This window comes from Bacteroides muris (ex Fokt et al. 2023), from assembly GCF_024704895.1.
In the GTDB taxonomy this organism is placed as follows: Bacteria; Bacteroidota; Bacteroidia; order Bacteroidales; family Bacteroidaceae; genus Bacteroides; species Bacteroides muris.
Genome location: NZ_JAMZEE010000003.1, coordinates 54,555 through 66,998, shown reverse-complemented (window position 1 = coordinate 66,998; position 12,444 = coordinate 54,555). Strand labels below are relative to the sequence as shown.

Genomic DNA, 12,444 nt, shown 5'->3' with positions numbered 1-12,444 from the left:
TCGTATACTGTTATTCTTTTAAATTCTGTCAAATGCCTGGGACAAGTCGTCCAGCAAATCATCGATATGTTCTGTCCCGATGGAGAGGCGGACCGTGCCCGGTTTGATGCCTTGTTCTTCCAATTCCCGTGCACTCAATTGGGAATGGGTAGTGGTGGCAGGATGGATAACCAGGGATTTCACATCAGCCACATTGGCAAGCAACGAGAATATCTGTAAACTGTCAATAAACGTCTGCGCTTCCTTCACACCGCCCCGCACCTCAAACGTAAAGATAGAACCGCCTCCATTCGGAAAGTATTTCCCGTAAAGCGCGTGGTCAGGATGCTCGGGCAGGGACGGGTGGTTCACGGCAACCACTTTGGGATGCTTCTTCAAGAATTCAACCACTTTCAAGGCATTCTCCACATGACGTTCCACGCGAAGCGACAACGTCTCCAATCCTTGCAACAGAATGAAAGCATTGAAAGGACTGATTGTGGCACCGGTATCACGCAACAATACGGCACGGATACGGATGGCATAGGCAGCAGGACCGGCAGCGTCGACGAAACATACTCCATGATAACTCGGGTCCGGTTCCGTCAGTTGGGGAAACTTCCCCGAGGCCACCCAGTCGAACTTGCCGCTATCTACAATAACACCACCCAAGGACGTACCATGCCCTCCGATGAACTTCGTTGCCGAATGGACTACAATATCTGCCCCATGCTCTATGGGACGAATCAGGTAAGGAGTACCGAAGGTGTTATCTATAATCAGAGGAATCCGGTGACGGTGTGCTATTTCAGCAACGGCATCAATGTCAATGATGTTGCAATTCGGATTTCCCAGCGTTTCAATGAATACTGCCTTGGTATTCTCCTGAATCGCTTTCTCGAAATTGTCCAGATTGCCCGGGTCCACAAAAGTAGTGGTAACCCCGTAGGCAGGCAATGTGTGGGCCAGCAGATTATACGTTCCGCCGTAGATGGTCTTAGCTGCCACGATATGGTCGCCTGCACGGGTGATATTCTCAAAGGCATAAGTGATGGCTGCCGCACCCGAGGCTACGGCCAATCCGGCAACACCGCCTTCCAGAGCCGCCACACGTTTCTCGAACACATCCTGGGTGGAATTCGTCAACCGCCCGTAAATATTCCCCGGGTCCTGCAAGCCAAAGCGAGCTGCCGCATGGGCCGAATTACGGAATACATACGAAGTTGTCTGATAGATAGGTACGGCGCGGGCATCAGTTGCCGGGTCGGGTTGTTCTTGTCCAACGTGAAGTTGTAGAGTCTCAAAGTGCAATTTCTTTGTTTCCATTGTCGTTTGTATTTTAGGTGAATAAACCGTTTCTCATTCGGATGTTGCAAAGATAGAGCGATAAGCCGGGGCAGACAATGACACAGATTAGGGAATTTTATACCACAATTGTGGTAGATAAGCAAGCTATTTTCTATCTTTAGATAAGATAGACTGCATTTCGGCAAAACTTTTTCATGCAAGCATGAAAGTTCTGCACTCAATTTGCACTATCTTTGCCCCCATGAAAGCAAGAAATATACTGATACTCATATTGGGAACCCTGATTCTTCCCATTTATCTGACTTCCTGCGGGGTGGACCGCTGGAAAGAGTATGCCGGACAGACCCAGACAGACCGCTGGATTGACGATACCATGCGTGTGTGGTACTATTGGGTAGACGCTATCCCCCATACCAACGACCTGAACTATTTTCAAGCCCCTTTCACTTTCTTTGCCTCGCTCAAATCCGAAGAAGACAAATTCTCCACCATCGACAGTCTGGTCAGCGTCACCACTACCCGCAGCATCCCCTATACGGATTACAGCTACGGATTCCAGTTCACTACCAACCAGATAGAAGTAGAAGGAGAAGAGAATGCCATTGTTGCACAGATTCTTTACGTTGCCGACGGAAGCCCGGCCTCGGAAATCGGGCTGAAACGGGGTGACTGGATTATGAAGATGGACGGGAACTTTATTACTGAACAGAATTATAAGAAACTGTATGGAAGTAGTGCCATGGAACTTACAGTAGGTTATTACGACGTGGAGAAAAATGCCATCGTTGCTTACGACAAACCCAGACAGATAGCATCGGCGCGTCCCGTCAACGACAACCCGGTGCACTATAAGAATGTATATACATCAGGCAGCAAGAAAATAGGTTATCTGGTCTACAACCACTTCAGTTCCGGCCCCACGGACAACAGTAATGAATATGACAACGACCTGCGCAGCGCATTCCAATATTTCGCATCACAGCAAGTCAACGAATTCATCCTTGACTTGCGCTACAACAACGGTGGATTACTGAGTTGCGCAGAATTGCTGTGTACCATGCTTGCACCTTCCTCCGCCTTGGGACAAGAGTTGGGGTACCTGGAATTCAACAACCGCTTCAATCCGCAGATAGTACCGTTCACCCTGAACTCCGGACTCATCGGAAACGGAGCAAACCTAAACCTGAATACTCTCTACGTACTTACCAGCAGTCAGACTGCCTCCGCCTCCGAAATGGTGATTAACTGCCTCGACCCGTATATGGATGTTGTCATCATCGGCGGTACTACCGTAGGCAAGAATGTAGGTTCCAGGAATTTCTCCAGCCCCAAACTGATGATAACGATGAATCCCATCGTCTGCAAGATATACAATTCGGAAGGGAAATCTGATTATGAATCCGGATTCCAACCGGCCTACTCGGGATATGTAGTGAATGAGATGAGCGACATGTCACGTTTCCTGCCCTTTGGAGATACCAACGAAGCCTTATTGAGCACTGCACTCGGCGCCATCGACGGAAGCATACAACCGCCCGCACAAGAAGATACCCGTTCTTTAAGAGTGACCACTCTCGCAAACTCCATTGAACGCCGGGCAAGCCATGCCGTACGCATCAAATAAAAAGACCAATAGGATGAAACTAAACAGAAGAGTTACAATCATCACCCGATTTTCGGGAATCATGTTCAGCCTGCTGTTGCTCGGTGGACTGGCAGCTTGCAGCGATGATAACAATGGCAATGATACACCAGAACCGGAACCGTCAACCTACCCCACCACTCCTTTCTCCAAAATCGAACTAAAAGAAGTGATAGAGAGCGATGCGCAACCGGTTACTGCCACCCATACCTATCTTTACAACAGTGCAGGCAGGCTGACCGGCTACACCGGCAAACAGAGCTTTACGGCAGGAGACGAACTCTTCGAGATAGAGAATACCACTACCGTCGAATACAAGGACCATCAAGCCGTGATAACCGACGAAGCAGGTACAGTATCAACCTACACGCTGAATGACAAAGGTTATGCCACCACTTGTACCAGTCAGGATATGGCAGGAAATACCCGTACTTACACCTTCTCCTACCTCATCAACACCGAAGACAAATACTATCTGGAAAACATCACAGAAAAGATGGACGACGGAAAAGAATACTCATTCATTACAATAGACTACAGCAACTTCCGGGCATTGCGCATACAGCAAAAGGTTGACACTTTTGAACACAACAGTACGGCTACCACACCATCAGGCAATGAAATTGCAAATATCTCCGAAATACCAAGCCTATTCATTACGGACATGTATCCGCTTTCCATGCATGCGGTTGCCATATACGGGAAGATACTGGGAGAACCTGCAAACTATCTGATTACCCAACTCATCCCGGACAGCAACGGAGAAAGTGAAGAGACCACCACCTATACTTATACGTTAGATAACCGGGGTATCGTCACTTCCTGCCATGCAGTCGTCAGGCATATAAGGAACGGCTACGAGCAGGACTACACACGCACCGTGAACTATACCATCGAATAATAAGTTACTTACTTCTTAAAGAACTTGTCGAAGAAAAGGACGTGATAGTCTATGGAGTTGTTCCAATACGTTCCGGTATGTCCACCGGGACGGGTGATGAAGTCATGGTCTATCTTCCTTGCCAGCAGCCGGTTGTGCAGGTCCTTGTTCACTTCAAGAAAGAAATCGGCCTCACCGCAGTCGATGATTAGCGCCAAGTCTCCATTTACAATCTTATCCAGCTGGTTGACCACCGTATGCGCATCCCAAGATGCCTTGTTGGCAGCAAACTCTCCCAACTGCTTGTTCATTTCCCAATTCTGGGGGAACGGCCGTATATCCACTCCTCCACTCATACTGCCCACCGCACCGAACACATCCTTATGACGGATAGCACTCCACAAAGCACCGTGGCCGCCCATACTCAATCCACTGATGGCACGCGCCTTTCTATCGGGAATGGTAGCATAGTTCCCGTCTGTATACTTCACCAATTCCGAGGTGACAAAAGTCTCATAACGGTAGGCAGGATTCTCCGGACTGTCCCAATACCAACTGTTCTTGCCGTCCGGACATACAAATATGATTCCTTTCTCATCCGCCATCTGCGGCAATTCCGGCTTCAGTTGCACCCAGCTCCGCGCATTGCCGCCATAACCGTGCAACAGATAAACCACCGGACAAGCCTGCTTGCCGATAGCCTTATCAGGCAATACATACACAACTTTTACATCCTTATTCATGGCTGCACTTCTCACCAACACCGTGTCTACACGTGCCGCCTGCAACATTACGGCAGACAGGCACCATAAAAGCCCCAAGGCAATAATTCTTTTTTTCATCTATTTATTGTTTATTTTTTCTAACGGATGGCAATATTAACAATAAATACTGAAAAATCATTATCTTTGCCTCATAAACTATTCAAAATCCGCTATGGAATTTATTATCATTTTACTCTTACTTATTTTGAACGGCATCTTTGCCATGTATGAAATCGCCTTAGTCTCCTCAAGCAAAGCACGCCTTGAAACTCTTGTCGGAAAAGGGAACAAAAGAGCCAAAGGAGTATTGAAACAACTGGAAGAGCCCGAAAAATTCCTCTCCACCATCCAAATCGGTATTACTCTTATCGGTATCGTATCCGGTGCCTATGGTGGTGCTACTATTGCCGACGACGTGGAACCGCTGTTCGCCCTCATTCCGGGAGTAGCCGCCTATGCCAAGACTCTCGCCATGATTACCGTAGTAGCCATCATCACCTATCTGTCGCTCATCATAGGCGAACTGGTGCCCAAGTCCATCGCCTTGAACAACCCGGAACGATGGGCCACCATGCTCAGCCCCTTCATGATTGTGCTGACCAAGATTTCCTATCCGTTTGTATGCCTGCTGAGCGCTTCCACCAAACTGATGAACAAACTCATCGGACTGAACAGCGGCGAAGAACGCCAAATGACACAAGACGAACTGAAGATGATTCTGCACCAAAGCTCGGAACAAGGCGTCATCGACAAAGACGAAACGGAAATGTTGCGTGACGTGTTCCGCTTCTCGGACAAAAGAGCGAATGACCTGATGACCTATCGCCGCGACATCGTTGTGCTCCATCCCACAGACACACCGGAAGAGGTGCTGCGTATCATCCACGAAGAACACTTCAGCAAATATCTCCTGGTGGAGCAGGGAAAGGACGAGATTATCGGTGTGGTTTCCGTAAAGGACATCATCTTGATGATGGGCGGCGAACAACCCTTCAACTTACGTAGTATTGCACGCCCTGCTTTGTTTATTCCGGAAAGTTTGTATGCAAAGAAAGTTTTAGAGCTGTTTAAGAAGAACAAAAACAAGTTCGGAGTTGTTGTAGACGAGTATGGAAATACAGAAGGTATCATCACCCTGCACGATTTGACAGAAAGTATCTTCGGAGACATCCTCGAAGAGAATGAAACGGAAGAAGAGGAAATCGTTGTTCGTCAGGACGGTTCCATGCTGGTGGAGGCTTCTATGAATCTGGATGACTTTATGGAGGCGATGGGCATTATGAACTATGATGACCTAAAAGAGGAAGACTTCACCACCTTGAGCGGCCTTGCCATGTTCCTGATAGGACGGGTGCCGAAAGCCGGAGACTTGTTCAGCTACAAAAACCTGGACTTCGAAGTGGTGGATATGGACCGCGGACGGGTGGACAAGCTGCTCGTCATCAAGAAAGAAGAATATGAATAACAAACGCTATTGCGTCTTTATAATTAACTTAAACCATTAAAGTAATGAAAAAAGTAATGATGATTGCAGCCCTTGCCGCTGCATTGGTATCCTGCCAATCAAAAGGAACTCAGAACAATGACGCCGTCGCCATGGACGAAAGTGTAATGGCTGTTACCGGCAATGACTCGTCTGCCGTAGCCGTATACGAAGGAATCCTTCCCGCCGCCGACGGTCTGGGCATCCAGTATGTATTGAGCGTAGACTGTGTAGGTCCCGACGGAGAAAGCGGCTACACGCTGGTAACAACTTATCTGGATGCCGAAAGCCCCGGAAAGAACAAGAGCTTTACTTCCAAAGGAAAGAAAGAAGTTATCCAGAAAGACGTCGACAACAAGAAGAAAACAGCCATCAAGCTGACCCCGAACGACGGGGACACTCCGGTGTACTTCGTAGTAGTGAACGACACAACCCTGCGCCTTGTCAACGACAGCCTGCAGGAAGCTGTGAGTGACTTGAATTATGACATCATCCAGGTGAAATAGTCCATCCTTGCTTATAAGAAAGTTTAGTTCACAACGGTAAGAAACAAAGTATTCACATACTATGAGACAAACTGTTTGCACTCAATAAAACGAACTGTTTTCTTTAACGGAACAAACTGTTTCCTACTAATGAAACAAACTGTTCTCCATATTGAAACAAACCGTTCTCTTTAGGGAAACAGACGGATGCCCTTTTGAAGCCCTACAAGGGGAATGATTATCGTCTGCGAAAATATAGGAGGAAATACAGCGACATAGTGCGATACCTATTCTCTGCAAAACGGGTAAACGTATTTGGAAGGATATGGCAGCGACACGGGGTGAGGTAAAAGAAAGAGAGGGGGAGATAGTATATTGTGTGGTAAAAGTGGAGAGGTAGAAAAGACGGAAAGGCGTAGTACACAGATTAAAGCGGCTGTACGCGTGAACAGCGAACTGCTTCACCTTTACTGGCAACTGGGAGCAGAAATTATAGAACGGCAGAAAGAAATGACTTGAGGAAGCGGATTTCTCAAAGAGTCGTCTGCTACCAAAACCGCAAAGTGACCTAGCTCTACAGACACTCAAAGACCCCTATAACTTCGATTTCCTGACCATTACCAAAGATTTTCAAGAATTAAGTTAGAATAGGTCAACTCGGTACTTATATCAGTGCCGTAAACCATCTAAAATGTAAACCTGGCGATACCCCCACCATCGGCTTGCTTATCTGCAAGACAAAAAAACAAGTAATGGCGCAATATGCACTGGAATCAACAAATCAGCCTATCGGCATATCAGAGTGTAAGCTGTCTAAGCTGATTCCCGAAGATATTAAAAGTCAACTGCCTTCGATTGAGGAAATAGAGGAACAAGTAAAGAGAATTCAAGGAAAAAAGAAGGAAGAGAGATGAAGGTTATCTTGTATCAATATAGTGAACTTATCCGAAGAAAAGACAAGTCTATTGATGAAGCATGTGAATATACCACATGACTCAATAGAGTAAAAAAATCAAAAACGACTGAAAGAGCCTAAAAAGGAAATGCCACCGTTTACAGCCACAGAAGTCAGAAGTTATTTTTGTAATTTAAATAAGAACTGGGAGCAAGTATTCAATCTACTAAATAGTTCTACATTAACAAGATTAAGTTTAAGTATCTTAGGATTATATATTGGAACAAAAATCATAGGGAAACTCACTCATTCATCACCGTTATCCATATCTAACTTTAATAAATACATACAAATATGAGCAATCCAGTAGAATTCATACAAAATAATAAAGAGTGGTTAGTTCCCATCATTATAGCCATTTTGACAGCTCTAATTACAGAAATATGTAACTTATTTCGTAAAAGTGGGAAAAGCCACAAACAAAAAGTAGGAAAAATCAGTAAAAGCCATCATATAACTCTCATTAATGGAGAGGTGAATCACCACATTGAAAAAAATAATATGACAAAAGGAAAGAAAACATAATGCTACCCCTATAGCCTTTTCAATACTTTCTCTACCTTTGTAACATTAAACCAAATAAAGTCAAAATGACATGAAGAAACAGATTGCTATACTGACCACCTCCCTGCTCATATTGAACGGATGCGGTTACGTACCCGCCATCGGACAATACCTAAAACAGAACGGACTGGCAGTAGTCATCGGGTACGAAGTGACACACGCCGTAGTTAAACAATAAAACCGGAAACATATATGGCCGATAATTATCTTGAAAATCAGTACGAGCAATACCAGGCACGCAAAGCAGCTTGGGAGAAAGCGAAAAAATCCGGCAAGGTACAAACGCTACATAAGCCGACACTTCCCCTCAAAAAAGGCGGAAAGAAAGTTTTCGTGACCGGAGGTGCCGGGGGGATTGGCAAAGCCATTGTAGAAGCCTTCTGCAAGCTTAATTACCAAGTAGCCTTTTGTGACAAGAATGAACTGGAAGGACAACAAACCGCCCAAGCCACCGGAGCACAATTTCACCCCGTCGACCTAAACAGCAAAGAAGCATTGGAACTTTGCCTGCAAAATATTTTCAAGGAATGGGGGGATATTGACATCATTATAAACAATGCCGGCATCAGTGAATTCTCTCCCATCACAGAAACGAGTGTGGAGACGTTCGATAAAATATTGTCTGTGAATTTACGTCCGGTATTCATTACTTCACATGCGTTGGCAGTACACCGCAAAAGTCAAAACAGCACGAATACCTACGGAAGAATCATTAATCTCTGTTCTACCCGCTATCTGATGAGTGAACCGGGCAGTGAAGGATATGCAGCTTCCAAAGGAGGTATCTATTCATTGACGCATGCGTTGGCTTTATCGCTTGCAGAGTGGCACATCACGGTCAACTCCATCTCTCCGGGCTGGATTCAGACACACGATTATGAACAATTACGGGCAGAAGACCATTCGCAACACCCCTCCGGACGGGTTGGCAAACCGGAAGATATTGCCCGTATGTGCGTATTCCTATGCCAAGACGAAAACGACTTCATCAATGGCGAAAACATAACCATTGACGGAGGCATGACCAAAAAGATGATTTACTGGGAATAGCCCTTTTATAAAACAATCTGCCCAACATAATAATTATAGGATATGAACATGAAAAAGTCTTTTATAGGAATTCTGGCAGCAACCATCATCCTCAGCGGATGCGGCACAAGCCAGATGGCTGCAGGCGACCCTAACGCAGTGCTTGCAGGAGCTGCCATCGGAAGCAATGTAGGCGGTGCCATCGGCGGGCTGATAGGTGACAGTAACGGAGGCTGGCGAGGAGGATACCGGGGTTCTGCCATCGGCACCATCATAGGGACCATTGCGGGAGCTGCCATTGCCAATGCAGCCACAGCCCCCAAGAAGCAGGAGGAGTACAGCTACCGGATAGAAAGGACACAGCCCTATCCCCCGCAATCCGGAAGACAGCCGCAAGCATCGGCCATCGACCACTTGAGGATACGGAATATACGTTTCATTGACGACAGCCGCAACCACGTCATCAATTCGGGCGAAAACTGTAAAGTGATTTTTGAAATCATGAACGAAGGAAACAAAACAGCCTACAACGTAGTGCCGGTGGTGGCGGAAACCACGGGCATGAAGCGCATTTACATATCACCGTCGGTCATGATAGAGCAAATAACTCCGCACAACGGTGTGAAATACACCGCCAACATCAGTGCCGGAGAACGGATAAAGACGGGTAACGTCACCATACGCATAGCCATAGCCGACGAGTATGGGGACGAATATGACTGGCAGGAGTTTTCGTTGCCCACACAACGGTAGAACAATGTCTTAACAGTAGTTTTTAAAAAGAAATGGAACAACAGCAATCTTCTTTCAAAGAAAAAGAACGCATAGAATTACGGGAACCCCGACGCTTCAAAGTCACCATCTACAATGATGACTTCACCACCATGGAGTTTGTGGTAAAGGTACTCACCACCGTCTTTTACAAATCATCGGTAGAAGCGGAAACACTGATGCTGCAGGTGCACAAAAGTAACTCCGCGGTAGTAGGCATCTACTCATACGACATCGCCCACTCCAAAGTACAGAAAGCCACCCGCATGGCACGCAATGAAGGTTTCCCCCTCCGGCTCACCGTCACCCCGGAGGAAGAAGAATAAGAAGAAAGAAACAATATGGATATAAAAAATACGATATTCGTAAACCAAGCATTCGCTTCCGCACAAAGAAAAGCCGAGTCTTACCGGCACGAGTTCATCATGCCCGAACATCTGCTGAGCGCCATCATAGAGCAAGACCCATTCATCCACACCCTACAAGATACCTTCTACAATTATGTGGAGCTCAGCATCTCACTGGAAAACTATCTGACGGAAGAAGTGGAAACTATCCCCGATAATGTGGAATACGAGTTGGGACTTTCCGTCCAGCTCAGCTCACTCTTGCAACATGCCTATATGGTGACAGAGTATTCCAGCGCCGAAGAGCTGGGTGTTCCCCATCTGATACAAGGCTTGCTGCAACTGGAAGATTCCTGGGCATGCCATTTCCTGAAGGAAGCAGTTGGCAGAGACCTGCCCGAATTCCTCAGTCTGCTCATTACCCACTACGAAGAAGCGGAGCTGGCAGCAGAAGCAGGTGATATGCCATCTCCCGATGAGCAAGAAAAAACAGAACCATGGCGTAACTACGTGACCTGCCTCAACGATTGCCTGGCAGACCACAATCCGCTTATCGGCAGGGAGATGGAGTTGGAGCGAACCATACAAGTGCTCTGCCGCAAGGAAAAGAACAACCCGTTGCATGTGGGCGAACCCGGCGTAGGCAAAACAGCCCTTGCCTATGGGCTTGCCGCCCGTATCGAAGCGGGCAACGTCCCCGAACGGCTTGCCGGCTTCCGCATCTATGAACTGGACTTGGGCAATCTGCTGGCAGGCACACAATATCGCGGTGATTTCGAAAAGCGGCTGAAAAGTATCATGGAAGGTGTCGGACGTGAAGGACGCGCCATCGTCTACATCGACGAGATACACAACCTGATAGGCGCCGGACGCACGGGCGAAGGCTCTATGGATGCCTCCAACATGCTGAAACCCTATCTGGAAACCGGAATAATACGTTTCATAGGCTCTACCACCTACGACGAGTACAACCGCTACTTCTCCCGCAGCAAGGGACTGGTACGCCGTTTCCAACAGATAGACATACTGGAACCGAGCATCGAAGAAGCCATACATATCGTAGAAGGTCTGAAAGAGAAATACGAAGCCTACCACGGCGTCACCTACGAACCCGACGTCATCCCCTATGCCGTAAAGGCAAGCGCCCGCTACATCAGCGACCGTTTCCTGCCCGACAAAGCCATCGACCTGATAGACGAAGCAGGAGCTTACCGAGAAATACATCCCACAGACTCCGAAGAACAGACCGTGGACAAGGTACTGGTAACCGACATATTGGCACGTACTTGTAAAGTAAATGCCCTCGCCATGAAAGAGGACGACACCGCCGCCTTGGAAAGCCTGCACGAACGTATCAGCTCCCGCATCTACGGGCAGGAAGAAGCCGTCCGTCAGGTGGTGGAAGCTGTGCAAATGTCCAAAGCCGGACTGCTCGACGAAAACAAACCGCTGGCAAGCCTGCTCTTTGTAGGCCCCACCGGAGTAGGAAAGACCGAGGTTGCCAAAGTGCTCGCCGCCGAGCTGGGCATCGCCCTGCAACGTTTCGACATGAGCGAATATACCGAAAAGCATACCGTAGCCAAACTGATTGGCTCGCCTGCCGGCTACGTGGGTTACGAGGACGGCGGTCTGCTGACCGACGCCATACGCAAGACCCCAAACTGCGTGTTGCTGCTCGACGAAATAGAAAAAGCGCATCCCGACGTATTCAACATCCTGCTGCAAGTAATGGACTATGCCATACTGACCGACAACAAAGGGCGGAAAGCCGACTGTCGCCACGTGGTTCTCATCATGACCTCCAATGCCGGAGCACAATATGCCCGCCAAGCGTCCATCGGCTTCAATAGTCAGGTCACCGCCGGAGAAGCCATGCTGAAACAAGTCAAGAAAACCTTTAAGCCCGAATTCATCAACCGCCTTTCAGCCACAGTTGTCTTCCATGACATGGACCGCCCGATGGCATCACTTATCCTCGACAAGAAACTCGGAGAACTGGGCAGCAAGTTGTCCTCCCGCCAGGTGGAAATGGAATTGAGCCAAGAAGCACACGAATGGCTGCTCCAACGGGGCTTTATCCCCGAATACGGTGCCCGAGAGATGGACCGCGTGATAGCCTCGCACTTGAAACCTTTATTGATGCGCGAAATTTTGTTCGGCACACTGAAGGCGGGAGGGAAAGTCCGCGTGCAAGTAGAAAACGGAGCATTGAAACTACAACCCGCAACCGAATAACG

General features: G+C 47.6%; 13 protein-coding genes. 11 read left to right on the top strand and 2 right to left on the bottom strand.

What is annotated here, in order from left to right; translation table 11 throughout:
* Positions 1–18: 18 nt before the first annotated feature.
* Positions 19–1,305, bottom strand: coding sequence for an O-acetylhomoserine aminocarboxypropyltransferase/cysteine synthase family protein (locus tag M1B78_RS01895; RefSeq protein ID WP_257939749.1), 1,287 nt, complete (start codon positions 1,303–1,305; stop codon positions 19–21).
* Positions 1,306–1,489: 184 nt separating this feature from the next.
* On the opposite strand from M1B78_RS01895, the gene M1B78_RS01890 reads away from it, so the two are divergent.
* Entirely contained in the window at positions 1,490–2,911 is a 1,422-nt protein-coding gene (locus M1B78_RS01890) for a S41 family peptidase (protein WP_328516885.1), read from the top strand.
* 13 nt (positions 2,912–2,924) lie between these two features.
* Positions 2,925–3,830: a DUF4595 domain-containing protein gene (locus tag M1B78_RS01885; RefSeq protein ID WP_257939748.1), complete on the top strand. Its 906-nt coding sequence runs from the start codon at positions 2,925–2,927 to the stop codon at positions 3,828–3,830.
* An 8-nt stretch (positions 3,831–3,838) separates the two neighbouring features.
* Here M1B78_RS01885 and M1B78_RS01880 read toward each other — a convergent pair whose 3' ends face one another.
* Complete coding sequence (locus M1B78_RS01880) at positions 3,839–4,651, bottom strand: alpha/beta hydrolase (RefSeq protein WP_257939747.1); 813 nt, start codon at positions 4,649–4,651, stop codon at positions 3,839–3,841.
* Positions 4,652–4,745: 94 nt separating this feature from the next.
* Between M1B78_RS01880 and M1B78_RS01875 the strand changes: the two genes are divergently transcribed.
* The 9 genes from M1B78_RS01875 (at position 4,746) to M1B78_RS01835 (ending at position 12,442) form a co-directional block, all read left to right on the top strand.
* Entirely contained in the window at positions 4,746–6,038 is a 1,293-nt protein-coding gene (locus tag M1B78_RS01875) for a hemolysin family protein (RefSeq protein WP_257939746.1), read from the top strand.
* A 44-nt stretch (positions 6,039–6,082) separates the two neighbouring features.
* A complete protein-coding gene (locus M1B78_RS01870; protein ID WP_257939745.1) occupies positions 6,083–6,562 on the top strand; it encodes a copper resistance protein NlpE in 480 nt (159 codons plus the stop codon).
* 626 nt (positions 6,563–7,188) lie between these two features.
* Positions 7,189–7,455, top strand: coding sequence for a PDDEXK nuclease domain-containing protein (locus M1B78_RS01865; RefSeq protein WP_346015104.1), 267 nt, complete (start codon positions 7,189–7,191; stop codon positions 7,453–7,455).
* Positions 7,456–7,790: 335 nt separating this feature from the next.
* Complete coding sequence (locus tag M1B78_RS01860; protein ID WP_005826487.1) at positions 7,791–8,021, top strand: hypothetical protein; 231 nt, start codon at positions 7,791–7,793, stop codon at positions 8,019–8,021.
* Positions 8,022–8,091: 70 nt separating this feature from the next.
* Entirely contained in the window at positions 8,092–8,238 is a 147-nt protein-coding gene (locus tag M1B78_RS01855; RefSeq protein WP_005826486.1) for a hypothetical protein, read from the top strand.
* Between the two features lie 14 nt (positions 8,239–8,252).
* Positions 8,253–9,110 (top strand): SDR family NAD(P)-dependent oxidoreductase, encoded by an 858-nt coding sequence (locus M1B78_RS01850; protein ID WP_257939744.1) that lies wholly within the window; start codon positions 8,253–8,255, stop codon positions 9,108–9,110.
* Between the two features lie 42 nt (positions 9,111–9,152).
* Positions 9,153–9,842 (top strand): glycine zipper family protein, encoded by a 690-nt coding sequence (locus M1B78_RS01845; protein WP_117713553.1) that lies wholly within the window; start codon positions 9,153–9,155, stop codon positions 9,840–9,842.
* A 32-nt stretch (positions 9,843–9,874) separates the two neighbouring features.
* Positions 9,875–10,186, top strand: coding sequence for an ATP-dependent Clp protease adaptor ClpS (locus M1B78_RS01840; protein ID WP_008663802.1), 312 nt, complete (start codon positions 9,875–9,877; stop codon positions 10,184–10,186).
* A gap of 15 nt (positions 10,187–10,201) precedes the next feature.
* Positions 10,202–12,442, top strand: a complete 2,241-nt coding sequence (locus M1B78_RS01835; RefSeq protein ID WP_257939743.1) for an AAA family ATPase — start codon at positions 10,202–10,204, stop codon at positions 12,440–12,442.
* Positions 12,443–12,444 lie beyond the last annotated feature (2 nt).

Coding starts and splice junctions, on each gene's coding strand:
- M1B78_RS01895 (WP_257939749.1), bottom strand. CDS start 1,305: ATGGAAACAAAGAAATTGCACTTTGAGACTCTACAACTTCACGTTGGA.
- M1B78_RS01890 (WP_328516885.1), top strand. CDS start 1,490: ATGAAAGTTCTGCACTCAATTTGCACTATCTTTGCCCCCATGAAAGCA.
- M1B78_RS01885 (WP_257939748.1), top strand. CDS start 2,925: ATGAAACTAAACAGAAGAGTTACAATCATCACCCGATTTTCGGGAATC.
- M1B78_RS01880 (WP_257939747.1), bottom strand. CDS start 4,651: ATGAAAAAAAGAATTATTGCCTTGGGGCTTTTATGGTGCCTGTCTGCC.
- M1B78_RS01875 (WP_257939746.1), top strand. CDS start 4,746: ATGGAATTTATTATCATTTTACTCTTACTTATTTTGAACGGCATCTTT.
- M1B78_RS01870 (WP_257939745.1), top strand. CDS start 6,083: ATGAAAAAAGTAATGATGATTGCAGCCCTTGCCGCTGCATTGGTATCC.
- M1B78_RS01860 (WP_005826487.1), top strand. CDS start 7,791: ATGAGCAATCCAGTAGAATTCATACAAAATAATAAAGAGTGGTTAGTT.
- M1B78_RS01855 (WP_005826486.1), top strand. CDS start 8,092: ATGAAGAAACAGATTGCTATACTGACCACCTCCCTGCTCATATTGAAC.
- M1B78_RS01850 (WP_257939744.1), top strand. CDS start 8,253: ATGGCCGATAATTATCTTGAAAATCAGTACGAGCAATACCAGGCACGC.
- M1B78_RS01845 (WP_117713553.1), top strand. CDS start 9,153: ATGAACATGAAAAAGTCTTTTATAGGAATTCTGGCAGCAACCATCATC.
- M1B78_RS01840 (WP_008663802.1), top strand. CDS start 9,875: ATGGAACAACAGCAATCTTCTTTCAAAGAAAAAGAACGCATAGAATTA.
- M1B78_RS01835 (WP_257939743.1), top strand. CDS start 10,202: ATGGATATAAAAAATACGATATTCGTAAACCAAGCATTCGCTTCCGCA.